This window comes from Arthrobacter sp. TmtSoilC77 (assembly GCF_059739415.1).
In genome coordinates this window covers 4599563-4624356 of sequence record NZ_AP046050.1, presented here as the reverse complement: position 1 = coordinate 4624356, position 24794 = coordinate 4599563, and the positions used below count along the sequence as shown (strand labels likewise).

27 protein-coding genes are annotated in these 24794 nt (G+C 63.4%); 21 read left to right on the top strand and 6 right to left on the bottom strand.

Annotated elements, in window-relative coordinates; translation table 11 throughout:
- Positions 1–77: 77 nt before the first annotated feature.
- The 11 genes from AC6I99_RS21430 (at position 78) to AC6I99_RS21380 (ending at position 10651) form a co-directional block, all read left to right on the top strand.
- On the top strand, positions 78–995 hold the full coding sequence (locus AC6I99_RS21430; protein WP_497961827.1) for a shikimate dehydrogenase: 918 nt from the start codon (positions 78–80) through the stop codon (positions 993–995).
- Positions 995–2866, top strand: coding sequence for a bifunctional sugar phosphate isomerase/epimerase/4-hydroxyphenylpyruvate dioxygenase family protein (locus tag AC6I99_RS21425; RefSeq protein ID WP_497961826.1), 1872 nt, complete (start codon positions 995–997; stop codon positions 2864–2866). The genes AC6I99_RS21430 and AC6I99_RS21425 overlap by 1 nt, the downstream gene beginning before the upstream one ends.
- A 40-nt stretch (positions 2867–2906) precedes the next feature.
- Positions 2907–3791: a protocatechuate 3,4-dioxygenase subunit beta gene (gene pcaH / locus AC6I99_RS21420; protein ID WP_497961824.1), complete on the top strand. Its 885-nt coding sequence runs from the start codon at positions 2907–2909 to the stop codon at positions 3789–3791.
- Positions 3792–3795: 4 nt separating this feature from the next.
- Positions 3796–4395, top strand: a complete 600-nt coding sequence (pcaG, locus tag AC6I99_RS21415) for a protocatechuate 3,4-dioxygenase subunit alpha (protein ID WP_497961822.1) — start codon at positions 3796–3798, stop codon at positions 4393–4395.
- The gene (locus AC6I99_RS21410; RefSeq protein ID WP_497961821.1) at positions 4392–5804 is read left to right on the top strand and encodes a class-II fumarase/aspartase family protein; all 1413 of its coding nucleotides are present in this window, start codon (positions 4392–4394) and stop codon (positions 5802–5804) included. The genes pcaG and AC6I99_RS21410 overlap by 4 nt, the downstream gene beginning before the upstream one ends.
- Positions 5797–6600, top strand: a complete 804-nt coding sequence (locus tag AC6I99_RS21405) for an alpha/beta fold hydrolase (RefSeq protein WP_497961819.1) — start codon at positions 5797–5799, stop codon at positions 6598–6600. The genes AC6I99_RS21410 and AC6I99_RS21405 overlap by 8 nt, the downstream gene beginning before the upstream one ends.
- Positions 6597–7046, top strand: a complete 450-nt coding sequence (pcaC, locus tag AC6I99_RS21400; RefSeq protein WP_224092914.1) for a 4-carboxymuconolactone decarboxylase — start codon at positions 6597–6599, stop codon at positions 7044–7046. Before AC6I99_RS21405 ends, pcaC begins: the two co-directional genes overlap by 4 nt.
- Positions 7047–7122: 76 nt before the next feature.
- Positions 7123–8337 carry a thiolase family protein gene (locus AC6I99_RS21395; protein WP_497961817.1) on the top strand — a complete coding sequence of 405 codons (1215 nt, stop codon included), beginning with the start codon at positions 7123–7125 and terminating at the stop codon, positions 8335–8337.
- Between the two features lie 7 nt (positions 8338–8344).
- Positions 8345–9031 carry a 3-oxoacid CoA-transferase subunit A gene (locus AC6I99_RS21390; protein ID WP_309928298.1) on the top strand — a complete coding sequence of 229 codons (687 nt, stop codon included), beginning with the start codon at positions 8345–8347 and terminating at the stop codon, positions 9029–9031.
- A 2-nt stretch (positions 9032–9033) separates the two neighbouring features.
- Entirely contained in the window at positions 9034–9702 is a 669-nt protein-coding gene (locus AC6I99_RS21385) for a 3-oxoacid CoA-transferase subunit B (protein ID WP_224092918.1), read from the top strand.
- A gap of 145 nt (positions 9703–9847) precedes the next feature.
- Complete coding sequence (locus AC6I99_RS21380) at positions 9848–10651, top strand: IclR family transcriptional regulator domain-containing protein (protein ID WP_497961816.1); 804 nt, start codon at positions 9848–9850, stop codon at positions 10649–10651.
- A gap of 18 nt (positions 10652–10669) precedes the next feature.
- Here the strand turns inward: AC6I99_RS21380 and AC6I99_RS21375 are convergent, their stop codons facing one another.
- Both AC6I99_RS21375 and AC6I99_RS21370 read right to left on the bottom strand, forming a co-directional pair.
- Positions 10670–11014, bottom strand: coding sequence for an iron chaperone (locus tag AC6I99_RS21375; protein WP_224165808.1), 345 nt, complete (start codon positions 11012–11014; stop codon positions 10670–10672).
- 40 nt (positions 11015–11054) lie between these two features.
- Entirely contained in the window at positions 11055–11453 is a 399-nt protein-coding gene (locus AC6I99_RS21370) for a RidA family protein (protein WP_497961815.1), read from the bottom strand.
- Between the two features lie 134 nt (positions 11454–11587).
- Between AC6I99_RS21370 and AC6I99_RS21365 the strand changes: the two genes are divergently transcribed.
- From AC6I99_RS21365 to AC6I99_RS21330, 8 genes are all read left to right on the top strand, one after another.
- Positions 11588–12445 carry a fumarylacetoacetate hydrolase family protein gene (locus AC6I99_RS21365; protein ID WP_497961813.1) on the top strand — a complete coding sequence of 286 codons (858 nt, stop codon included), beginning with the start codon at positions 11588–11590 and terminating at the stop codon, positions 12443–12445.
- A 47-nt stretch (positions 12446–12492) separates the two neighbouring features.
- On the top strand, positions 12493–12975 hold the full coding sequence (locus AC6I99_RS21360; RefSeq protein ID WP_497961812.1) for a cupin domain-containing protein: 483 nt from the start codon (positions 12493–12495) through the stop codon (positions 12973–12975).
- Positions 12976–12980: 5 nt separating this feature from the next.
- Positions 12981–13847, top strand: a complete 867-nt coding sequence (locus AC6I99_RS21355; RefSeq protein ID WP_497961810.1) for an acyl-CoA thioesterase — start codon at positions 12981–12983, stop codon at positions 13845–13847.
- Between the two features lie 60 nt (positions 13848–13907).
- Positions 13908–15587, top strand: a complete 1680-nt coding sequence (locus tag AC6I99_RS21350; RefSeq protein ID WP_497961808.1) for an AMP-binding protein — start codon at positions 13908–13910, stop codon at positions 15585–15587.
- A gap of 14 nt (positions 15588–15601) precedes the next feature.
- A complete protein-coding gene (locus tag AC6I99_RS21345; protein ID WP_497961807.1) occupies positions 15602–17992 on the top strand; it encodes a bifunctional salicylyl-CoA 5-hydroxylase/oxidoreductase in 2391 nt (796 codons plus the stop codon).
- 2 nt (positions 17993–17994) lie between these two features.
- A complete protein-coding gene (locus AC6I99_RS21340) occupies positions 17995–19374 on the top strand; it encodes an MFS transporter (protein WP_497961806.1) in 1380 nt (459 codons plus the stop codon).
- A gap of 7 nt (positions 19375–19381) precedes the next feature.
- A complete protein-coding gene (locus tag AC6I99_RS21335; RefSeq protein WP_497961805.1) occupies positions 19382–19873 on the top strand; it encodes an acyl-CoA thioesterase in 492 nt (163 codons plus the stop codon).
- 89 nt (positions 19874–19962) lie between these two features.
- The gene (locus AC6I99_RS21330) at positions 19963–20889 is read left to right on the top strand and encodes a PaaX family transcriptional regulator (RefSeq protein ID WP_497961802.1); all 927 of its coding nucleotides are present in this window, start codon (positions 19963–19965) and stop codon (positions 20887–20889) included.
- Between the two features lie 32 nt (positions 20890–20921).
- On the opposite strand, the gene AC6I99_RS21325 is transcribed toward AC6I99_RS21330, so the two are convergent.
- Together AC6I99_RS21325 and AC6I99_RS21320 are read right to left on the bottom strand one after the other, a co-directional pair.
- Positions 20922–21704 (bottom strand): VOC family protein, encoded by a 783-nt coding sequence (locus tag AC6I99_RS21325; RefSeq protein ID WP_497961800.1) that lies wholly within the window; start codon positions 21702–21704, stop codon positions 20922–20924.
- Positions 21705–21975: 271 nt separating this feature from the next.
- Positions 21976–22617 (bottom strand): NADPH-dependent F420 reductase, encoded by a 642-nt coding sequence (locus AC6I99_RS21320; RefSeq protein WP_224165799.1) that lies wholly within the window; start codon positions 22615–22617, stop codon positions 21976–21978.
- A 104-nt stretch (positions 22618–22721) separates the two neighbouring features.
- On the opposite strand from AC6I99_RS21320, the gene AC6I99_RS21315 reads away from it, so the two are divergent.
- Together AC6I99_RS21315 and AC6I99_RS21310 are read left to right on the top strand one after the other, a co-directional pair.
- Positions 22722–23429: an HAD family hydrolase gene (locus AC6I99_RS21315; protein ID WP_497961798.1), complete on the top strand. Its 708-nt coding sequence runs from the start codon at positions 22722–22724 to the stop codon at positions 23427–23429.
- A 67-nt stretch (positions 23430–23496) separates the two neighbouring features.
- Complete coding sequence (locus AC6I99_RS21310; RefSeq protein ID WP_224092958.1) at positions 23497–23709, top strand: DUF4177 domain-containing protein; 213 nt, start codon at positions 23497–23499, stop codon at positions 23707–23709.
- A 17-nt stretch (positions 23710–23726) separates the two neighbouring features.
- Here the strand turns inward: AC6I99_RS21310 and AC6I99_RS21305 are convergent, their stop codons facing one another.
- On the bottom strand, positions 23727–24251 hold the full coding sequence (locus AC6I99_RS21305) for an SRPBCC domain-containing protein (protein WP_497961797.1): 525 nt from the start codon (positions 24249–24251) through the stop codon (positions 23727–23729).
- Positions 24252–24359: 108 nt separating this feature from the next.
- Positions 24360–24752 (bottom strand): hypothetical protein, encoded by a 393-nt coding sequence (locus tag AC6I99_RS21300; RefSeq protein WP_497961795.1) that lies wholly within the window; start codon positions 24750–24752, stop codon positions 24360–24362.
- Positions 24753–24794: the final 42 nt, after the last annotated feature.

Here is a 24794-nt window from a genome sequence, read left to right as displayed (position 1 = left end):
AATCTGGAAGACACCCGGGCAGTTGGCGCCCCAGAAAGTGCCAAAAGCAGGGGTGCTGAAGTCAAAGGAGCTTTAGGATGAGCAACCGAGCCGAGTCCGTTCTGGTGGGCCTGATTGGCGAAGGCGTCATGCCGTCGCTGACTCCGCCCATGCACGAACGCGAAGCCGATGTGCAGGGCCTTCGCTTGCTGTACCGCCCCATCGACCTGCTGGAGCTGGCTTTGCCGGCCAACGCCGTCGGGGATCTCCTCACCGCGGCCCAGCGCATGGGCTTCAACGGACTGAACATCACGCACCCGTGCAAGCAGCTGGTCCTTGAGCAGCTTGACGAAATTTCCGACGACGCCCGTCGCCTGGGTGCCGTCAATACAGTCCTCATCCAGGACGGCCGGTTCATCGGCCACAACACCGACTTTTCAGGTTTCGGCTCGGCTCTCGCCGACGGACTCCCCGGTGCGAAGCTGGACCGCGTGGTCCAGCTGGGTGCGGGCGGTGCGGGTTCCGCCGTCGCCTACGCCCTGCTCACCGCCGGGGTCGGCGCCCTGGACCTGGTGGACATGGACCCGGCGCGGGCCGCAGAGCGCGCCACCGAACTCGGCGAACTCTTCCCGGCCGCCACGGTCACACCGCGGAGTACCGACGAGCTCCCGCAGATCATGCCCCTCGCCGACGGTTTGGTTCACTGCACCCCGATCGGCATGGCTGCCCACCCCGGGCTGCCCCTGGACATCGACCTCCTGGAACCGCGGCACTGGGTTGCGGACATCGTCTACCGCCCCATCGAGACGCAGCTGGTCCGCGAAGCGCGCGCCAAGGGCTGCAAAGTTCTCGACGGCGGACGCATGGCGGTCGGTCAAGCCGCCGACGCCTTCCGGCTCTTCACGGGCCACGACGCCGATCGCGACCGCATGCGGGCCCACTTCCTTGAGCTGATCGCCGTCGAGGATGCGCTCGCCGCCACCGAAGCCCCGGCTCTGGCAAAGGCGGGTCACTGATGCGCACCGGAATCGCAACGGTCTGCCTGTCCGGCACGCTGAAAGAAAAGATGCAGGCCTGCGCCATCGCGGGCTTCGACGGCATCGAAATCTTCGAGCAGGACCTCGTCACTTCGCCCCTGAGTCCCGAGGAAGTGCGGAAAATGGCCGCGGATCTTGGCCTCGGCTTGGATCTGTACCAGCCCTTCCGCGATTTCGACGGCGTCACTCCGGACCTGCTGAAGGCCAACCTCAAGCGGGCCGAGGCCAAGTTCAACCTGATGGAACGCCTGGGCATGGACACCATCCTGGTCTGCTCCAACGTCGCTACTGCAACGATCGACGACGACGAACTCCGCGCCTCTCAGCTAGCGGAACTCGCAGAATTGGCCGGGGATCACGGCGTCAAAGTTGCCTACGAAGCCCTGGCCTGGGGAAAGTACGTGAACGACTACGAGCACGCCTATCGTCTGGTCGAGACGGTGGATCACCCCAACCTCGGAACGTGTCTGGACTCGTTCCACATCCTTTCCCGCGACTGGGACACAGCGCCGATCGAGGACATCAACGCTGAGAAGATCTTCTTCGTCCAGGTTGCCGACGCCCCCAAGCTCTCCATGGACGTGCTCTCGTGGAGCCGCCATTACCGGGTGTTCCCGGGCGAGGGGCAGTTCGAGCTCGCCAAGTTCATGGGCCACGTGGTCCGCGCCGGCTACACGGGCCCGGTTTCTCTTGAAGTCTTCAACGACGTCTTCCGTCAGTCGGACACCGAGCGCACCGCCGTCGATGCCATGCGCTCCCTGATCTGGTTGGAGGAGCAGAGCGCCAAGTGGCTGGCGAGCACCTCCGCGGACGGCGAGCCGGTCAACGGTGGCGCCTCCCGCCGTCGTTATCCCATGGAACTGGCAACACTGCCCAAGGTGAACGAGCCCGCTGGCTTCAACTTCGCCGAGGTCAAAGCCGACGACACCGCGCAGCTCGAGAAGCTCCTGGGCCAGCTCGGCTTCGAATTCGAAGGGCGCCACCGCACCAAAGACGTCCAGCTCTGGACCATGGGCCAGGCCCGCGTAATCATCAACGAGCAAGCGGCCTCGCATTCGGAACCGGCTATCGCCGCTTTAGGGTTCGACGTCGACTCTCCAGTGATTGCCTCCGCTCGCGCCCAGCAACTCAAGGCGCCGGTGGTTGCCCGCAAGGTCCAGGCCGATGAGGAAGTCTTCCAAGGCATCTCCGCGCCGGACTCCACCGAAATCTTCCTCTGCCAGGGCAGCCCGGATGGGACCGCTGCGTGGACGCATGAGTTCGGCGAGGGGCTGGAGCATTCCGCAGCGCCGCGGAACGCTGTGATTGATCACGTGAACCTCGCCCAGCCCTGGCAGCACTTCGACGAAGCCGTCCTTTTCTACACCAGCGCCCTGGCATTGGAGCCACAGCCCTTCGCCGAGGTCCCAAGCCCCAGCGGCCTGGTGCGCTCGCAGGTCATGGAGACCTCGGACGGCTCAGTCAGGCTGGTCCTGAATCTCGCACCGGCGCAGCAGGCCCAGAGTGCACGCAAGACCTACCAGGAACATATCGCCTTCGCCGTGGGAGACCTCGTGGCAACGGCCCGGTCCGCACGCGATCGCGGCCTAGAGTTCCTGGAGATTCCGGCCAACTACTACGAGGACCTGGACGCCCGTTTCGACCTCGACACCGGCTTCCTCGCAACCCTCAAGGAGCTCAACCTCCTTTACGACCGGGACGCCAACGGAGAATTCCTCCACTTCTACACCGCCACCGTTGGCAGCGTGTTCTTCGAAATGGTGGAACGCCGCGGCAACTACGACGGCTACGGAGCGCCCAATGCACCGGTTCGCCACGCCGTCCAATACGACTCGCTACACCGGTCATAAACCCTGAAGCAACAATCCAACCCATCGAAAGGAGCCGGCTGTGCCGCAAGAACAGACTGCACAAGTCAACTCTGCACAAGCGCTCGAATCCGAGGAGCTCGTGCCTCCCGCTGAGGCACATGCAGCGCATGATTCCAGGAAAGTGGAAACCCAGGCGGATCTCAGTGCTGAGATGAAGGGCATCGGGGACCGCTATGCGGAGGCCCTGAAGAACGGAAGGGCTCCGGAGACCATGCCGCGCCTGGACTACGCACCGTACCGCAGCAGCATCCTGCGGCACCCGACGAAGAACCTGCACCACGCGGACCCGGAAACCATCGAGCTCTATTCGCCCGCGTTCGGCCACCAGGATGTGCACGCGCTGGAATCGGACCTGACCATCCAGCACAACGGCGAGCCGCAGGGTGAGCGCATCATCGTCGCTGGCCGCGTCCTGGACGGCGACGGCCGCCCGGTTGCCGGTCAGCTCGTGGAGATCTGGCAGGCCAACGCAGCCGGCCGCTACATCCACAAGCGCGATCAGCACCCCGCCCCGCTGGATCCCAACTTCACCGGCGTCGGCCGTTGCATCACTGGCGATGACGGCTCGTACAGCTTCACTACGATCAAACCCGGCGCTTACCCGTGGAAGAACCACCTGAACGCCTGGCGCCCGGCCCACATCCACTTCTCCATGTTCGGCTCGGAGTTCACGCAACGCATCGTCACCCAGATGTACTTCCCGGGCGATCAGCTCTTCCCGCTGGATCCCATCTACCAATCGATCGTGGACCAGGACGCCCGCGACCGGCTCGTGGCACAGTACGACCATGAGCTCACCAGTCCCGAATGGGCCCTCGGCTACAAGTGGGACATCATCCTGACCGGCTCCAAGCGGACCTGGACGGAAAACGAAGCATTCGGCGACGCCGGGGACGAGGAGTAAGCACATGAGCAAGCTGACACCCACGCCGGGCCAGACGGTGGGACCCTTCTACGGTTACGCCCTTCCCTTTAACAAGGACAACGAACTCCTTGCTCCGGGCAGCCCCGGAAGCATCCGCTTGCAGGGAACCGTCTACGACGGCGCCGGCAACACCATCCCGGACGCCATCCTTGAGATCTGGCAGCCGGACTCCGAGGGCAACATCGTCCAGCGCACGGGCTCCCTGGTCCGCGACGGCTACACGTTCACTGGTTGGGGCCGCGGCTCGGTCGGTAACTCCGGCGTCTACACCTTCACCACGGTCAACCCCGGCCCCACGAAGCCGGGCGCTGCGCCGTTCATCTCCGTAGCCGTGTTCGCCCGCGGCCTCATGAACCGCCTCTTCACCCGCGTCTACCTGCCGGAAAACGTGGAAGCACTGGCCAACGACCCGCTGCTGAGCTCCCTGGACCCGGAACGCCGCAAGACGCTCATCGCGCGCCGCGACCCCGATGGTGGGCTCACCTGGGACATCCGGCTGCAGGGCGGCGACGAGACGGTCTTCTTGGACTTCCAGCAGGACGGTTCACTCGACACCAGCGTCAACGCGGACTCTCAGCCATGACCGACAGCGACTTCGGCCTCCTTAGCCCAGTCTCGGCGTCGCCCGCTGTCGCGGCGCTGACGGGCGACCGTGCCGTGATCGCGGCAATCCTCGACGTCGAGGCCTCCTGGGCTGCCGTCCTTGAGGAAGCGGGGCTCGTCCCTGCAGGTTCCGCCGCAGTTGTGGCCGAAGCCGCTGATCCCGGTTCTTACGACGTCGCTTCTGTGGCGGAACGCGCCCAGGGCGGGGGCAACCCTGTGATTCCCTTGCTTGGTGACCTGCGCGCCAAGGTGAAATCCATGGATTCGAGCGCGGCAACCGCCGTGCACACCTCCCTCACCAGCCAGGACGTCCTGGACTCCGCCCTCATGCTGCTCGCCAGCCGCGCCGTTTCTGCATTGCTCGTTGACGTTAAACGCACGACGACGGCGCTCGCCACCTTGGCGGAACAGCATGCGGAAACGCTGTGCGTGGGGAGGAGCCTGACGCAGCATGCGCTTCCGTACACCTTCGGGCTCAGGGCTGCGCAGTGGTTCCAAGGGGTTGCTGCGGCAGCTGCCCGGCTGGAGTCGCTTCATTTGCCTGTTCAGTTCGGCGGTGCCGGAGGAACGCTGGCTTCGGGGACCAAGCTGACCGCTTCCTCGCAGACCACGCCTTTTGAATTGGCGGATTCTTTGGCCTCGAAGCTTGGCCTTGCAGCGGCTCCTGCTCCATGGCACACCAACCGACTGGCCGTCACATCCTTGGGCGATGGACTTGCGGCACTGGTTGATTCCTTCGGCAAGATCGCCGCGGACCTGCTGTTCCTGAGCAGGCCTGAAGTGGGCGAACTCGGCGAACCGCTCGCCGCCGGACGAGGGGTCTCCTCGGCCATGCCGCAAAAGCAGAACCCCGTACTGTCCGTGCTCGTCCGCAGTGCGGCGCTGCAGGCACCAGGCCTCGCATCGCAGCTCCACCTCGCCGCGGCAACCTTCAACGATGAGCGCCCGGACGGTGCCTGGCACAGCGAATGGCCAGCCCTGCGTCAGCTGCTCGCATTGGCCTTGGGGGCCGCAGGTCACGTCAGCGAACTCACCGAAGGCCTCCGCGTTTTCCTCGAGGCCATGCGCCGCAACCTGGAAATCTCGGGACCGCTGCTGCTCAGCGAAGGTGTGATGGCCGCCGTCGCGCCTCTCCTGGGTGCGGATGGAAAGCAGAAGCTGCAGGCCGTCGTCGACGAAACGCTCAAGGCTCCTGCCGCCGAGCAGTCCCGTATCTACACCAAGCTGCTGCGCGAAACCGTCCCCGCGGACAAGCTCTCCGACGCCGAACTCGAAGCGCTCCTGGACCCCGCGAGCTACCTCGGTGAAGCTGCCGAAATAAGCCGCCGGATTCTCGCCGCCTACCCGGACTTCACTGGATCTTCATCGAAAGGAGCCACCCGTGGCTAAGCCAACCGTCAAGGCCGTGCTGCTATCCCCGCAGCGCGAACTGGGAGCCAAGCCGCTCCTCGTGGTCGGCCCATCGCTGGGCACGTCCACTGTTCTCTGGACCGAAACCGCCGCTCTCCTGGGCGACGACTACGACGTCATCGGCTGGGATCTCCCCGGCCACGGCATCTCGCCAGCTGCCACGGAAGGTTTCGATGTCGCAGAACTGGCTGACGCCTTCGTCGATCTTGTGGACGCCGTTTCACCGGGCGCGAACTTCCACTACGCGGGCGTTTCGCTGGGCGGCACAGTCGGCCTGCAACTCGGCATCAAGCATGGCGACCGCCTCCGCAGCCTGTCCGTGCAGTGCAGCGGCGCCAAGATTGGCACGCCTGAGGGCTGGCTGGAGCGCGCTGAAACCGTGCGCCAACTGGGGACGCCTGTGATGATCCAGGGCTCCGCCGAGCGTTGGTTCGGTCCCGGTTTCATGGACCGCCAGCCGGAAATCAGCAGCTGCCTCCTGCACTCACTGCGCGATGCGGATCGCTTCAGCTACTCGTTCTGCTGCGAAGCCCTCGCCGGGTTCGACGTCCGCGAGCAACTCGGCAGCATCACCGTCCCCACCCAGGCGATTGCCGGCGTCGAGGATTCGGTTGCGCCGCCGTCGTTCGCTGAAGCTGTTGTCGCCGGTATCACCGCTGCTGGCGGATTTGCTGTTGTTGAAACGCTCGACGGCGTCGGTCACCTCGCGCCAGCGGAGGCGCCTGCAGTTGTGGCCGGGCTGATGCGGACCTTCATGAAGGAGAACGGACGATGAGCTCTTCAACTGAGCAAAACGGTGCCGAACGGAACGGTGCCGTGCAGCCGCAAGCGACTGCGCAGGACATTTACGACGCCGGCATGGTGGTCCGCCGCGAAGTGCTGGGAAATGAGCACGTGGACAGGGCGAACGCCAACAAGGATTCCTTTACCGAGGACTACCAGGACATGATCACCAGGATCGCCTGGGGCGGCATCTGGACGCGGCCCGGTCTTAGCCGGCAAATGCGCTCCGCCGTCACCCTCACGGCATTGGTGGCCCATGGTCACTGGGAGGAGCTCGCGATGCACGTCCGGGCGGCCCTCAACAACGGTCTGAGCAGGGACGAGATCAAGGAAATCCTGCTGCAGACCGCAATCTATTGCAGTGTGCCCTCGGCCAACTCGGCCTTCAAGACGGCGCAGAAAGTATTCGCCGAGATCGACGCCAACGAACCCAACTAGGTCGCACTTGTGCGCGTTTAGACCCCCCAAAACGCGCACTATTGCGACCTAGTTGGGCAAGCAGAAAGAGAAACCCATGAACCAGGCTTTTGTGTACGACGCCGTACGCACACCCTTTGGCAAGTTCGGCTCAGGACTTGCTGCTGTGCGTCCCGATGACCTCGCTGCCCATGTGGTCCGCGAGTCTGTCCGCCGGGCTCCAGGTTTGGATGTTGAACGGATCGACGAGGTCGTCTTCGGCAACGCCAACGGTGCCGGCGAAGAAAACCGCAACGTAGCCCGCATGGCTACCCTGCTGGGTGGGCTCCCTGTGTCCATCCCCGGGACGACGGTCAACCGTCTCTGTGGTTCGTCGTTGGACGCGGCAATCATTGCCTCCCGCCAGATCAATGCCGGCGATGCTGAGCTCATGCTCGTGGGCGGGGCAGAGTCCATGAGCCGTGCGCCGTGGGTGCTGCCCAAGACCTCCAAGCCCTACCCGGCCGGGGACATGACGCTGGCCTCCACCACGCTCGGCTGGCGTCTGGTGAACCCTGCCATGAACAAGGACTGGACCATCTCACTGGGCGAGGCCACCGAACGGCTGCGCGAGAAGTACGGGATAACGCGTGAGCGTCAGGACCAGTTCGCTGCTGATTCGCACAACCTGGCCGATGCAGCGTGGAACGAAGGCTTCTACGATTCGCTGGTTTCCGCGGTGCCGGGAACGGACCTGGTGCGGGATGAAGGCATCCGGGCTGGTTCTTCGGCCGAGAAGCTTGCCGGTTTGAAGTCGGTATTCCGGCCTGAGTCTTCAGGGCCCGACGGCGGGACGGTCACCGCCGGTAACGCCTCGCCGTTGTCCGATGGTGCTTCGGCTGCGTGGATTGGTTCGGAGGCTGCTTCGTCGATCCTTGGCATGGATCCCTTGGCCCGCATCGCGGGCAGGGGTGCCCATGGCAACGATCCCCAGTTCTTCGGGTTCGCGCCGGTGGAGGCCGCGAACAAGGCCCTCGCAAAGGCGGGCATCGGCTGGGACCAGGTTGGCGCCGTCGAACTTAACGAAGCGTTCGCCGCGCAGTCCCTGGCATGCGTTGACGCGTGGGGGATCGACCCGTCCATCGTGAACCGCCACGGCGGCGCGATCGCGATGGGCCACCCGCTTGGGGCCTCCGGCACCCGCATCCTGGGCACGCTGGCTCGGTCCCTGCAGGCCTCCGGACAGCGTTGGGGTGTTGCCGCGATCTGCATCGGTGTTGGGCAGGGCTTGGCTGTGGTGCTGGAAAACGTTTCTGCGGGCGTATCGGAATAGGTGGATCATGCTGAAATTTATTGACACTGTTGGTGAAGCTGTCGCCGGCATCAAGGACGGTTCCACGGTGATGATCGGCGGCTTCGGCAACGCCGGCCAGCCGTTCGAACTGATCGACGCCCTGATGGACTGCGGCGCGAAGGACCTCACCGTGGTCAATAACAACGCCGGCCAGGGTGACCAAGGCCTGGCGTTGCTGATTAAGGAAGGCCGGGTCCGTAAAATGATCTGCTCCTTCCCGCGGCAGTCCGATTCCTGGCACTTCGATGCCAAGTTCCATGCCGGTGAGATTGAGCTGGAACTGGTCCCGCAGGGGAACCTGGCCGAGCGCATCCGTGCCGCGGGCGCTGGGATTGGCGGGTTCTTCACACCCACCGGCTACGGCACCACGCTGGCCGAAGGCAAGGAAACGCGCCTGCTGGATGGAAAGTGGCAGGTGTTCGAAACGCCGATCCACGCCGACGTCGCACTGATCAAGGCACTCAAGGCGGACGGCAAGGGCAACCTCGTGTACCGCAAGACTGCCCGTAACTTCGGCCCCATCATGGCTGCCGCTGCCAAGCACACCATTGTGCAAGTCTCGGAGATTGTGCCCACGGGTTCGTTGGATCCGGAGAACGTGGTGACGCCGGGGATTTACGTCAACAGTGTGGTCCGCGTCGATTCTGCCGATTCAAACAAGAAGGTGGCCTGATCATGAGCACCCAAACAAGCATCCAGACGTCCGAGAAGCCGCTGGGACGCGACGAACTCGCCCAGCTCGTGGCACGTGACATCGCGCCTGGTTCGTTCGTGAACCTTGGCATCGGCCAGCCGACGCTCGTGTCCAACTACCTCACCGAGGAACAGAACATCACGCTCCACACGGAGAACGGGATGCTCGGCATGGGTCCGGTCGCCGTTGGGGATGACGTCGATGGTGACTTGATCAACGCAGGCAAGATCCCCGTCACGGAGCTGCCCGGAGCCTCGTACTTCCATCACGCCGACTCGTTCGCGATCATGCGCGGCGGTCACTTGGACATCTGTGTCCTCGGCGCTTTCCAGGTATCCGCCACCGGCGACCTCGCCAACTGGCACACGGGCGCCCCGGACGCGATCCCCGCCGTGGGCGGGGCGATGGATCTGGCCACGGGCGCCAAGGACGTCTTCGTCATGATGACTTTGTTGACGCGCGAGGGCGTGTCCAAGCTCGTGGAACAGTGCACCTACCCGTTGACCGGCGTGGGCTGCGTGACCCGCGTGTACACCGACAAGGCCGTCTTCCTCACGGGGCCCGATGGTGTGACAGTCCGCGAGACGTTCGGGTGCACCTTCGAGGAGATCCAGGAATTGGTCCCGCTGCCCCTGAAGCCCGGCGCCTAACACTCCCTCACGTTGTGGGGCCCGCTCTGCTTGGTATTGCCCTGGCAGGGCCCACATCGCCCGGGTTCCCTGGCCGAGCTTGCGAGGTTAGGGAGGCGGTGGGGATGCAGAGCAGGCTCCACAACGCCCCCTAGGATTGGTAACCATGAGCGAATCGGCAGTAACCCCGCAGGCCAGCGACCAGTATGTCCAGTCGTTGGCCCGGGGTCTGTCCGTGATCCGGGCGTTCGATGCGAACAACCCGGTCATGACCCTCAGTGAAGTCGCAGCCCGGACGGACCTCACCAGAGCCACCGCCCGCCGTTTTCTCCACACTCTCGTGGAGCTCGGCTATGTCCGCACCGACGGCAAAACCTTCGCGCTCACGGCCAAGGTGCTGCAGCTCGGCTATTCGTACCTTTCGGCGTTGTCACTGCCGCAATTGGCGCAGCCACACTTGGAGGAACTGTCCCTGAAGCTGGGGGAGTCCACCTCCGCGGCCGTGCTGGATGGGCAGGACATCTTTTACGTGGCTCGCGTAGCCACAAAGCGCATCATGAACGTCGGCATCACCGTGGGCACACGTTTCCCGGCCTACGCCACCTCCATGGGCCGTGTGCTGCTCGCCGGTCTCCCACAGGCCAAGCTCGAGGCATACCTGGGCAACGTCGAACTCAAGCCCATCACACCGCGAACCGTGGCCAACGCGGCAGACTTGAGGGCCGCCGTCGAGCATGTCCGTGCGCAAGGCTGGTGCCTGCTCGATCAAGAGCTGGAAATCGGCCTGATGTCCATCGCGGCGCCGGTGTGGAACCACAACAATGGCGACAATGTTGCCGCTATCAACGTGTCCCTCCAGGCCCAGGCTGTCGCGGCGGAGCCGGACCCGGACAAGTATCTCGAGTCCGTGCGGCAGGAAGTCGTCGCAACCGCCAACGCGATCTCACAGGACGTGTCCGCCAAACACTGATTCGCCGGACGGGCGCCTCTACTTCCTGATCGCAGCCAGCCGCGTCTCAAGAATCCGCCGAACCATGGAGTCGGGAACAGGGTTGTCCGCAGAGAACCGCAATGTCCCCGGCGACCACGAGTAGCCACCCAACTCCTCCGACATCTCCGGCAGGATCTGGCCGCTAAAAGGGTACAGGGCCAGATGGTTCTTGGTTTCGAGCACGCTCACGAAGCCCTTGCCGTCCACAAGCAAGGCAGGCATGCCGTAGCTGGTGCCTTCCTCGGCGTCGGGCGCGAGTTCCCGGGCGATGTCAACGATCCGCTCCAGCATCTGCCGGTTGTCTTCGCTGACGCTGGCCAAGTATTCGGTGACGGTTCCCATGGTGACATCCTCCGTCACCGCAAGTGCAAGAGCCAGAGATTTAGCCCTCAGGAATAACTGCGATGCCCTGGATTTCGATCATGGCCTCTTTCTGCCACAGCCGGGTGACACCGATGCCAGCCATCGCCGGGTACTGTGTGCCAGCCATTTCACGCCAGATCCGTCCGATCTCGCGGCCGTTCGCGATGTAGTCGTCTACATCGGTCAGGTAGATCGTCACGTTGACCAGGTCCTCGGGCTGTCCGCCAGCCTCGCGCAGCGTGGTGAGGACGTTGGAGAACGCCTGCGTGAACTGCTCCACGATGCCGCCCGGCACGATGTTCATGTTCTTGTCCAAGGCAGTCTGTCCACCCAGGAACACCGTGTTGCCGGCAAGCATGCCGTGTGCAAAACCGGATGGCTTGGGAAGCGACTCCGGGTTGATTGTTTTGTGGCTCATGCTGTTCCTCCTTGTTGCGGCAATTGCAAAAACTTTTGAAATGCCTCTGTGCAGATCATTTCCGCCGTGCTACGTTGAGCATATGTGACGATCGTAAAAAAGTCGACACATTGAATCCCGAAGGAGCAGAACCCATGAAACTTGCCACCTTGCGCACCTCCGGCGGAAGTACGACGGCGGCACTCGCCACGGGCGTCGACACGTACCTTGCGTTGCCGGCCACCGACGTCGGCGCGCTCCTGGCCCAGCCGGAATGGCGGTTGATCGCCGAGAAGGCAGCGGAAGCAGGGCAGCCCGTCATCGCAGCAACTGAAGCCGACTTTGCGCCGCTCCTGCCCCGTGCCGGAAAAGTCATCTGCTGCGGACTGAACTACGGGGACCACATCCAGGAAATGGGCCGCGAACTTCCTGAGTACCCCACCCTTTTCGCCAAATATGCTGACACCCTGATCGGAGCTGCGGACGTCGTAGAAGTCCACGGCAGCGGTCGCGTGGACTGGGAAGCCGAGCTCGCCGTCGTCGTGGGTTCCGAACTGTACCGTGCTGACGAAGATCAGGCCCGGAAGGCGATTGCCGGTTACACGGTTGCCAACGACGTCTCCATGCGTGACTGGCAGAACCGCACGCTGCAGTGGTTCCAGGGCAAGGCCTTCGACGCAACCACACCGGTGGGCCCGGTGATGCTGACTGCGGACGATGCCAGCGAAAGCTTCGAAGTCCGCGGCTACGTCAATGGTGAACTCGTACAGCGCGGCAACACGAGCACCCTGGTGTTCGGCCCCGCACAACTCCTGTCCTACATTTCCCAGTTCACGGTCCTGCGCCCCGGCGATCTCGTACTCACGGGCACGCCAGGGGGAGTAGGCATGGGAATGACCCCGCCGCGTTTCCTGAACGACGGCGACGTCCTCGCAACCGAAATCGACGGCATCGGCCGCTTGGAAAACCAGTTCCGGATCCACGCGCCGGCGCCAGTCCCCGCCAACGCCTAAAACCACCCCTGCCAACGCCTAAGACCCACCGCCAAAAGGAGAAACCCATGAGCCAGACCACCACCGAATACCGCCTTGAAGGCGACAACTCCATCTATGCCGGCGCTAACGGCAAGGTCGTCCCCGTAGTGACCCGTGCGGGTGAAGAAGACACCAACACCGCCCAATCCGGGGATTGCATCCGCGTCTCCGGAGTAAGCATCCAGCACACTCCCGCAACCAAGATCTGGTTCGGCCAGGTTTCCAACACCCCCGGGTACCGCTCCCTGCCCCACCACCACGGCGAAGCCGAAACCGGCGGCTACGTGCTCCGCGGCCACGGCCGTATCTACTTCGGCGAGAACTACTCAGAGTTCATCGACATGAAGGCCGGGGATTGGGTGTTCGTTCCGCCGTTCATGCCGCACGTCGAAGCAAACATGTCCGTCACCGAAGAACTCGTGTGGCTGACCGCCCGCACCCCGGAGAACCTCGTGGTCAACCTCGAAGACGTCCCGGACGAAACCCTCCCCGACTACCGCCGGGCATAACCACCATGTTCACTGGAACCTTGACCTCGGAGACCTTCCTCAGGGCTGTGGACCTCACCCCAACAGAGGCCCAGGTTTTCGACGAAGCCTATGAAGCGACCACCCAATACGTGCCGTGGCCCAAAGCCTACGGCGGCGACATGGTGGCCCAGGCGGCAGCGGCCATGATGCTTTCCGTGGACGCCGACAGGCAGCTCCACTCGATGCACAGCTACTTCATGAGACCCGTGGACATCGGTGCGCATGTTCGTTATGAAGTGGAACGTTTGCGCGACGGTCGCGGCTACTCCACCCGTAATGTCCGTGGTTTCCAGAACGGCAAGCCTGTATATGCCGCGATGGGTTCGTTCCAGGTTCCCGAAGAGGGTCCGGACTTCCAGCCGGAGGCTCCTGCCGCCGTCGAGCCTGAATCGCTGCGCTCCGCAGCCGAAGCACTGGACGGGACAGAAGGCCCAGCCGCAGACTATTGGTCTACAGGCCGTAGTTTCGACATGCGGCATATTCCGGGACCGGTATACATTGAGCTTGAGGGTGGATCCATGCCTCAGCAGGCAATTTGGGTCAAGGCTTTCGATAGCCTCCCCGACGACGCCAACCTGCACCGTACTGCCCTTGCCTACGTTTGCGACTACACGATCCTGGAGCCGCTACTCCGGATCAACGGACTTAACTGGTCCAGTCCCGGGCTCACCACCGCCAGCCTTGACCACTCCATGTGGTTCCACCGCGATGGCCGCGCCGACGACTGGGTCCTCTATGCACAAGAGGCCATATCAGGCCAAAGCAACAGGGGCCTGGCGATGGGCCGCTTCTTCGACCGGCAAGGAAGGCTCCTCGCGACAGTCGCCCAAGAAGGCATGATCCGCGCCTGAACAGTCTTACCCCCAACACCATCCCCCAGCTTCACTTATGCACCACTGAAAGGAACGGCCATGAGCATGACGCCATCGGCCCACGTGGACACGTTCACCCGCGACCACCTGCCGCCCGCCGACACTTGGCCGGCGCTCGAATTTACCCTTCCCGAACTCCACTACCCGGAGCGGCTGAACGCAGCCGCCGTACTGATCGACAACGCTGTCGAGACGTACGGCCCGGACCGGCCAGCGCTCCGTACCCCGGATGGCACGGTTTGGACCTACGGCGAATTGCAAAAGCACTCCAACCAGGTTGCCCAGGTCCTTACCGAAGACCTCGGCGTGGAGCCCGGAAACCGTGTGCTGCTCCGCGGTCCGAATAATCCATGGCTGGTTGCCGCCTGGCTGGGCGTGCTTAAGGCGGGCGCCGTGGTGGTCACCACGATGCCCATGCTGCGTTCCAGCGAGGTCGCCACGTTGATCCAGCTCACCAAGCCCGTGGTCGCGATTTCCGATCACCGCTTCGTGGATGAGCTCGCCACGGCGGCAGGCGAGGATGTGACCGTCCTGAGCTATGGAGGACCCGACGACGGCGACCTCACCGCCCGTTGCGAAGGCAAGAGCGGGGAGTTCACGGCTGTGGACACGGCTGCGGACGACGTAGCCCTGCTGGGGCCGACGTCCGGGACGACGGGTGTGCCCAAGGTGACCATGCATTTCCATCGGGACGTCCTGGCGAATGCGGACACTTTTGCCCGCCACATCCTGCAGCCCACCGCTGATGATGTCTTCGCCGGTTCCCCACCGCTTGCATTCACGTTCGGACTTGGCGGATTGGTGATCTTCCCTCTGCGGTTTGGCGCGTCGTCGCTTTTGACGGAGAAAGCCGGGCCTGTGGAACTGGCCGAGCATGCTTCGGATGCAGGGGCCACCATCCTTTTCACGGCTCCTACTGCCTACCGGGCGATCCTGAAGGAAAAGCGCGGAGACTTGCTCCGTGGCCTCCGCGTTGCCGTTTCGGCGGGCGAACACTTGTCCAAGGAGACCTGGGAAGCGGTCCGTGAAGCGACCGGCCTGAAGCTGGTCAATGGCATCGGCGCCACAGAGTTGCTTCATGTGTTCATTTCCGCTGCCGGGGATGACATCCGTCCAGGTACTACAGGCAAGGCCGTGCCGGGGTTCCGCGCCACCATTCTTGATCAGGACGGCGAGGAGCTCGGCCCTGGCCAGTCCGGCCGTCTGGCCGTGATTGGGCCGACGGGTTGCCGCTACCTGGACGACGCACGCCAAGCGAATTACGTCGTGAATGGCTGGAATGTCACGGGCGACACTTTCTCGATGGATGAGGACGGGTACTTCACGTACCAGGCCCGCTCCGACAACATGATCGTTTCCTCCGGTTACAACATCGGCGCGCCCGAGGTGGAAACGGCCATCGACCAGCACCCGGACGTGGTGGAGAACGCGGTGATCGGCCGCCCTGATCCTGAGCGCGGGAGCATTGTGTGCGCGTTTATCGTCCTGCGCGAGGGCGTCATTGGCGACGCCGCGAAGCGTAAGGAAATCCAGGACTTCGTGAAGCAGACCATCGCCCCGTACAAGTACCCGCGCGATGTCCGCTTCGTCACCGAGCTGCCGAGGAATCCCAGCGGCAAACTCCAGCATTTCAAGCTCCGCGATGGCCTCCTCAACGAGAGCGCCACAGGCGAAGCACAAACCCAACAACTTACCCCCGCCGGCCAAAGCCAGGCTTGAGAAGGAGCATGAGCATGAAGATCGCAATTGTTGGAGGCGGCCCGGGTGGGTTGTACTTCGCAGCACTGATGAAGCAGCTGGATGCCTCGCACGAGATCACCTTGTGGGAGCGGAATGCTGCCAGTGACACGTTTGGTTTCGGTGTCGTGTTTTCCGATGAAACCCTCGGCGGGATCGGGAACGCGGACCCGGTAGTCGCGGAGTACATGAGCCGCCGGTTTGCGCGATGGTCCGACATTGACATCCATTTCCGTGGCGAGGTGGTCACGGTGGGCGGACAGGGTTTCGCGGCAATGAGCCGGAAGGAATTGCTGGAGTTGCTGCAGCGCCGCTGCATCGAACTGGGCGTCGATGTCCGGTTCTCCACGCTGGCCCCGGCCATAGAGGACCTGGAGGCGAACTATGACCTGGTGCTGGCCGCTGATGGTGTGAATTCCCAGATTCGTGCCCAGTATGCGGACGCGTTCGGCCCGGACCTGGACCCGCGGACCAACAAGTTCATGTGGCTGGGCACGGACCAGGTGTTCGAGGCGTTCAAGTTCTTCGTCAAGGAAACCGAGTTCGGTGTCATGCAGATCCATGGCTACCCGTACTCCGATGAGGGTTCGACGTTCATCGTGGAAATGCACCAGGACGTCTGGCACGCGGCGGGGTTCGACGAGACCGCCAACGAGGTCTTCCCTCCCGGGGTTTCGGATGAGAAGGCGATCGCGAAGATCCGCGGGATTTTCGCCGAGGAACTGGACGGCTACGAGGTCCTGTCGAACAACTCCAAGTGGATCAACTTCACCACGGTGCGGAACCAGAGCTGGCGCAAGGGCAACGTGGTCCTGCTCGGCGACGCCGCGCATACCGCCCACTTCTCGATCGGCTCGGGCACGAAACTGGCCATGGAAGATTCCCTCGCCCTGGCCGCGTGCCTGCATGAACACCCTGATGTGGATTCCGCCCTGGCCGCGTACGAGGCCGAGCGCCGTCCCGTGGTCGCCTCAACGCAGCGCGCTGCGCAGGCTTCGCTGGAGTGGTTCGAACGGATCGGCCAGTACAAGGACCAGGACCCCACCCGGTTCGCGTTCAACCTGCTAACCCGCAGCCGCCGCATCACCCAGGAAAACCTGCGCCTGCGCGACCCCGAATTCGCCGACGCCGTGGACCGCAACTTCGCTGAATCCCAGGGCCTGTCCCAGGTAGCGCCGGCGATGTTCCAGCCCTTCCGCATCGGGGAACTGGAACTGAAGAACCGCATCGTCGTTTCGCCCATGGACATGTACTCCGCCACCGACGGGATCCCGGGGGACTTCCACAAAGTCCACCTCGGCTCTAAAGCCCTCGGCGGTGCGGGCCTGGTCATGACCGAAATGGTCTGCGTGTCCGAAACCGGGCGTATCACCCCCGGCTGCAGCGGCCTCTACACCGATGAGCAACGCGACAGTTGGAAGGAAATCGTGGACTTCGTCCACACCCGCTCCACCGCCAAGATCGGCGCGCAGCTGGGCCACTCCGGCCGGAAGGGCTCCACCAAACTCATGTGGGAAGGCATCGACCAGCCCCTTGCGACCGGCAACTGGCAGGCCGTTGGTCCGTCCGCCCTGCCGTACGGCCCGGAAAACCAGACCCCGGCGGAGCTGGACCGCGCAGGCATGGACGCCATCCGGGATGAGTTCGTCGCCGCCACGATCCGCGCTGGTGAGGCAGGCTTTGACCTCCTGGAGATCCACGCCGCGCACGGCTACCTGCTCTCTTCCTTCCTCTCCCCGGTCTCGAACAAGCGCACCGACGAGTACGGTGGCAGCCTTCAGAACCGGCTGCGGTTCCCATTGGAAGTATTCGACGCCGTCCGCGCGGCCTGGCCCGCCCACAAGCCGGTCACGGTGCGGATCTCCGCGACGGACTGGATCGAAGGCGGCAACACCTCCGACGATTCGGTCGAGATCGCCAAGGCCTTTGTGGAGCACGGCGCTGCCGGGCTGGACGTTTCCACCGGCCAGGTAGCCAAGGAAGAGAAGCCCGCGTTCGGGCGCAGCTACCAGACCCCGTTCGCGGACCGCATCCGCCAGGAAGTCGCCGCCCCTGCCGGGGTGGCCGTGATCGCCGTCGGAGCGATTTCCAGCTACGACGACGTGAACTCCATCCTCCTGGCAGGACGCGCGGACCTCATCGCCTTGGGCCGAACCCACCTCTATGACCCCCAATGGACCCTGCACGCCGCCGCTGAACAGGAATACCACGGCCCCGGCGCCGCATGGATCCCGCAATTCCGCGCCGGCCGCCGCAAGCCCCCCAGCACACGCACCGACGCCGTCCGCCCCCGGCTGTCCCTGCTCCGCGAACCCGACGCCGATGAAACAACCAACCACCTCCGCTGGACACCCGCGTCCGCCACTGCGTCTGCGCTGGTGAAGTAGCCATGGCCGCCGCACCGGTCAATGACTGGAACGTGCCCAAGCGCACCACCGGCTTGGTGTTGATTTGTTGCTGGCTCGCCATCCTCGCGGAGGGCTATGACGTCGGCGTTCTGGGGGCAGTGCTTCCGGCGCTGGCCGAGTACAAGGAATGGAACCTCAGCCCGCTGGCCCTCGGCGGCCTCGGATCATATGCCTTGATCGGCATGCTTATCGGAGCCCTGTTCATCGGGACCCTGAGCGACCTCGTAGGCCGCAAGAAGATGCTGTTGGCGTCCATGGTGATCTTCACCCTCACGCAGGCAGGTGCGGCCTGGGCTCCGACGCCCGAGCTGTTTGGATTCTTCAGGCTCATCGGAGGACTCGGTATGGGCGGTGTCATCCCCGTGGCCGCAGCCCTGACCATCGAGTACTCAGCTCCCAACAGGCGTTCCTACAACTATGGCCTCATGTACTCCGGCTACTCGCTGGGCATCGTTGCGGCCGCGCTTGCTGCAATGTTCGTGCTGCCGATTGGTGGCTGGCGGGCCGTGATTGCTATTGGTGCCGCGCCGGTTGTCCTGCTGCCGATCATTTGGAAGTTCCTCCCGGAGTCCTTGGAGTACCTCGAGTCCAAGGGACGCAAGAAGGAAGCGAAGGCCTTGGCCGCCAAGTTGGAGATCGTCGACTACCGGCCGGTTGCAACTGTCGCGCAGCCCGGTTCACACACCGCCGATCCGTGGTGGAAGACCATCACCACCATGTTCTCCAGGAAATACCTGCGGTCCACGGTGTTCTTCTGGGTTTCCCTGTTCTGCGGCCTGGTACTCGTCTACGGGCTCAACACCTGGCTGCCGAGCATCATGAAGAAGGCCGGCTACGATTTGGGTTCATCCCTGACGTTCCTCTTGGTCTTCAGCCTGGCCTCGGCCATCGGCGGCCTGCTCCTGGGCCGCGCGGCAGACAAGTACGGCAAGAAGCTCATCCTGGTGGTGTTCTACATCCTGGGTGGCCTGGGCATCATGCTCCTGGTCTTCCCCAACACCATGGTGGTCAACCTGCTGTTCGTAGCATTTGCAGGCGTTGGCTCGATCTCCACGTCCCTGGTCCTGACCGGTTACATCGCCGACTACTACCCGGCCAAAGTTCGCGGTACGGCTACGGGTTGGGCCCTCAGCTTTGCCCGTCTCGGCGCAATCTCCGGACCCTTGATCGGCGGCTGGATCGCAGGTTCCAAGCTTCCCTTCGAAGCCAACTTCGCCATCTTCGCCGGTATCGCAGTGGTGGCCGCGGCCGCCGTCGCAATGATTCCGAAGCCGCAACCCGAGGTGACCGTTGTTACGTCCAAGGCGGGAGCCGGCGTCGCGGATCCGGACGACGAGACCGCAGCAGTCAGCCCCCGCTAGGAGAACCATGGACGCGTTTCCTGAAGCGAGCGTTGAGCGGACGGTCGAGTGGGTGGACACCGATGCCTCCGGCCACCAACACAATTCGGCCATCCTCCGCTGGGTGGAAGCTGCCGAGGCGGAGCTGTTCCGCTCCTTGGAGCTGCCCGACTACTTCCCCAACGCTCCTCGCGTCCAGCAGGTGATCAACTACAAGGCCAAGCTCTGGTTCGGCCAGCGCGTCACCGCCACGGTGAAAATCCACGCGCTCGGCCGGACCTCGCTCACCATGGCCTTCGAGGTCCGTGGCCACGCCCTTGAAGATGCGGCCAGCGGAACGCCCGACGGCGGCACCCACCAAGGTGCGTCGTCTCAGGATGCGTCGCCTCAAGGTGCATCGTTGGAGGGCAGCGAAGTGGCCGCCTTCGGGACAGTGACCACGGTCCACGTCCCCAACGGCACAACGGCGTCCCAGCCTTGGCCGGAACATTTCGTGCGGGCTGTGCGGTCTGCCGGATAGCATCCCGCCGGATGACTTTGAGGTCCATGTTGAAGCCCAACATGGACCTTAAAGTCATCTGTGTTATCTATGGCGCACCTATGATGAACATGACTGGCGCCTTACCAGGGCGCGGAAATGAGGGTCCTTCAATGTTCGCCGTCCCGGCACCCCCGGTGCGCCATCAGCAACTCCTGGTCACCATCTTCGGTCTTTATGGCCGGAACGCTGGTGATGCGTTGCCGGTCTCCGCGCTGGTTTCGATGCTCGGTACGCTCGGCTATGACGCGCCGGGTGTGAGATCGTCCGTTTCCAGGCTTAAGGCAAAAGGTGTCCTGAAGAGCGTCCGGGAGGGCGGCATTGCCAAGTACAAGATCGCCGAATCGGTGAGCGACGTTTTCCGTGAAGGTGATAGGCGGATCTTCGCCCCGGAACAGCCAGCTCCCGTGGACACGTGGGTGCTCGCCGTGTTCTCTGTGCCCGAGTCGATGCGGAACCGCCGGCACCAGCTGAGGTCCGCTTTGTCCAGCCTGGGATTTGGGTCCGTGGCGTCCGGTGTATGGATCGCTCCGGCGCACAAGCTGGAGCAGGCACGCGAACGCCTGACTGCCGGCGGGCTGATCGAATTCGTCGACCTCTTCCGCAGCGACTACGTTTTCGATGGCCCCATGCGGCCCAAGATCTCCGAATGGTGGGATCTCAAGGAACTCGATGAACAATTCACGGAGTTCCTTGAGATCTACCGGGGCGCGGAGCAACAGTGGGTTGACCTGGTGGGCACCGACCCTGCGGCGGCCCTGGCTGATTCCACGGCCGAGGTGCGACGCGACGCTTTCCGTTACTACATCCCGATGCTCACCTTGTGGCGCAAGTTCCCTTACCGGGACCCCAACCTCCCGGCGGACTACCTCCCGCCCGAATGGCATGGGCCGGAAGTCCGCCGGACCTTCCAGGCGGTGCACCGTCTCGCGGCGCCGCTCGCAGCGGCACACGCCCAAGAGGTCATCAGCGAAGCTTTGGATGCTGTCCTGACGTAGCCGTTGGTACGGGCCTAGTCCTTAATCCCGGCCTACTCCTTGGTCCGGGGAGCGTCGATGATGCCAAAGATTTCTCCCTGCGGCGCCCGCAGGATAGCCATCCGCCCCATGGGGCTGTTCGTGAGGGGCATCAACGCCGAAGCGCCGAGTTCCAAGGCTGTTGCGGCAGTTCGATCGACGTGGTCGCTGGCAAACCACGCCAACCAGTGGTTCGGGACGCCCTCGGCAATTTCGGTGTCGTGATGAATGCCGCCCACTTCGCGGCCATCGGATGGGCGCTTGATGGTTGCGTAAATGAATCCGTCCTGATCGATGTCCTGGTAGGTGTAGCCGAAGACATCTGCATAGAAGGACCGGGCCAGCGCGTAGTCGCGGGTGTGGAGTTCGTTCCAGCACAATGTGCCGTGCTCGTTGACCCGCTCTGCCCCGATATGGCTGCCTGCCTGCCAGATGCCAAAGGCCGCGCCGACACTGTCCGCAGCAATTGCCATGCGGCCGGAATCCATCACATCGAAGGGGGGAGCAATGAGTTGGCCGCCAGCCGCTCCTACCTCTTTAGCCGTGGTGTCTACGTTGTCCGAAGCAAGATACGTGGTCCAGACGGTTGGCATGTTGGAATCCTGCTTAGGGCCAAGTCCCGCAACTGCCTTTCCGCCGAGTTGGGCCAGCAGGTAGCCCCCTGCTTCCTCGTCGCCGGAGAGGTAATTCCAGCCGAACAGTTCGGTATAGAAGGACGTCGCGGCAGGGAGATCGTCGACGCCCAGATCCACCCATGCGGGTGTTCCTGCAGGCCATTTCTCAGTTCGGGTAGACATAGCAACTCCTCGGGTTCGGGGCTTAATAGGCGCGACTGCCTCCCGGAATGCCCTATGCGCGGGGTTTCCTGGGAGGCAGCCACTCATCATGTGCGTCCAGCATCCAATTCGTGATGCAAATCCCGACCCAAATCCCGGCCCAAATCCCGGCCTCAAATCGTGGCCGCCCTCATGGAGTGGCAGCACCCAGGCACCCCAGTACAAAGGAAGCGGCAGGCGTAAGCCGCCTGCCGCCGTCGTGCGTGTTCTGTTATCAGATGGTCCGCGCCAATCAGAGGGTGCGTGTTGCCTTGGCGAGGTTGTCGCGAAGTTCGTCCGCGTTCTGACGGATGACGTAGGCGGGGCGGTCGCGCTCGACGCGCCAGCTGTCTTCGAGGGGCCCGATGTTGACGGTGTCGAAACCGAACTCGTCGTACAGCCTGGTCACGAGTTCGGCGGCTTCCGGGAAGTCACTGGCCGTGGCCAATGCCCGGCGGTTGGGCGTGCCGGCAGGGGTGCCGTCGGTCGTGATGTCTTTGGCGAAGATGTGGTTGAAACCCTTGGCTACCTTGGATGTGGGCAGGTGCTTCTGGAGCAGGCCCGACGTGGTGGCCTCGCCGTTATCGAGCGCGGGAATGCGACCATCGCGCTCCCAGTAATAGTTGTTGGTGTCGATGACGATTTTGCCTTCGAGCGGTTCTGCCGGGATGTCCTGATAGTTCTTCAGGGGAACGGTTACGACGGCGAAATCACCCGCCGCTGCTGCCTCAGCTGCCGTCGCTGCCCGGGCGCGCGGCCCGAGTTCTGTGACCAGTTCCGCAAGGGTTTCCGGCCCCCGTGAATTGCTGATCACGACGTCGTAGCCAAGTTCCACTGCCTTGCGTGCCACCTGGCTGCCAATGTGTCCTGCACCGATGATTCCGATTGTTGTCATAATCAGGCCAACAAGATGTTGCAGACGCGTATTTCCGGCGTTACGCAATATGTCGAGGTCAGAGGTGAGTTTCCGTGAATCGTAGTGGTAAGTAGACTTACTAAATGTCTACTCCAGCCAACTCCAGTTCCAAGAAACGCGGTGTCCTCTTTGACGTCGATGGGACGTTGATCGACTCCAGCTACTTCCACGCGTTCGCCTGGTGGCAGGCGTTCAGGCGGGAAGGAATGGACATCCAGATCTCCAGCATTCATCGCTGCGTCGGAATGGGTGGCGACAAGCTGGTCCAGCACCTGGTTCCGGACTGTCCGGAAGATTTGCAAAAGGAACTCAAATCCGCGCACGGGGCTGTCTTTTCGACGTTCTGGCCGTCATTGCGCGCCTTCGAATCCGCACGGGACCTTCTTGCCGCTTGCTCCGACTCTGGGCTGGCGGTTGGGCTGGCATCGTCAGCCCAAGAGCGCGACCTTGATGTCAGCAGGCGGCTCCTCGACGCCGGCGGGTCGATCGACGAGTGGACCAGCTCCAATGACGCGGATGAAAGCAAGCCGGCCCCGGATATCCTCCTGGCGTGTTTGAAGAAGCTGGAACTCGAGCCAGCCGACGTCGTATTTGTTGGCGATGCCGTCTGGGATGTGAAGGCTGCGGCGGCCATTGGCGTTCCCGCTATAGCCCTGACTTGTGGTGGTATCAGCGAGGCAGAACTCCGCGACGCAGGCGCCGCGGAGGTCTACGACAATCCGCGGCACCTGCTGGAGAATCTGGAAAGCAGCGCCATTGGCAGGCTGACCACGGAGACACTCCCCGCTTAGGGGCACCACGGCCGCCGCGTTGAGTAGCATTGCCTCCAATTGACCAGCAACGGAAGGGAGCGGTGTCATGCAGCAGTATGTCGTCCTGCAAGTGATCCTCAAGGAGAAACTGTGGGGAACCGGTTCGGGCAATCTGACCTCCTTGGAGAAGGCCATCAACGATCAGGCCGCGAAGGGCTACCGGCTGCACACGATTACCACGGCGAGCAGCGGGAGCAAGGGGATGATCGGCGGCGGGGACCGCATCCAGGCAACGATGGTGTTTGAGCGCGTGGGCTAGCCGACGGTATCACCAGCCTATGCTTTGAGCGCGCCCGGTATCCCGTTGAGGCGAAGGGTCGTCCCTGTGCGCAGATGAGGTAAGTCAGCGCTGCCGTCTCCGGTTCGCGTGAGGAACGTGACCTGCTCCGTCCAGGTCAGCCTGGTTGTGCCGATTTCCGCATCGGCCAGGGTCACCGTTATCAGGGATGCCCATCGGGTTACATCGTCCACGATGGCTTCGTAGACGAAAACAATTCGGCGATCGGGCGTGATGTCGAGGTAGCGCGATCGATTGCGCAGTTCCTGGTCCTTGCTGTCTGGCATTGCGAAGGTGCTGCTCGCCTCCTCACCGCCGCCAATGCGGAAGTCGTGATCGTAATTGGCTCCCGTTCCCGGCATCCGAAACCAGCGCCGGCGCAACCGATCGTCTGCGAACAGGGCGAAGACGTCCGCCCGGTCCGCCTCGAAATCCCGCGTGATGCTGAAGGTCTCGTGCCTGACATCGGAAGCCTTCCCACCACCCGTTTGGTGGGAAGGGTGCTCATCGTGCAGCTCCGTCATGTCGGCCTACTCTCTGTTCTTTCATCACGTAGATATAGGAACAGAGGCAGGCCGCAGTTGCTTGCCGCGCCCCACAGCGCCGGACGCTCGGTCCCGTCTTAGCTTCGCCTAGAGCTGCTCGTCCCTCACTTCCTCATTCCGGCCGCGTCCTCGAACCGCCCAGATGATCAGCGCAATGACGATGATCGCAGCAACGGCGGCCAGGATCCACGGTGTCACGTCTGTGCGGGTTTGTTCCTGCGGGTCCGACTCGCCAGTCCCTGGGTTGGCAGGTCCGCTGGTTGCCGGGTTGGACGTGGTTTGCCCGCCCGACGAAGGAGCCGGGTTTGTGGGTGTTGCCGTTGACGGGCCGGACGGGTTGCTCGGCGAGGCCGACGGTGTGGGGGTGGTGGCAGCCACGTGGCCTTGCAGAGCGGCTGCGTTTGCTGCTGCCGCGACGGACAACAGGGACCCCGTGAAGAGGGTCAGTGCCAGGGTTGCCAGGGCTAATCTACGAAGCATCGTTTCTCCTATGGGAAAGGGCGTGTTCGCGAATCCTCGTAC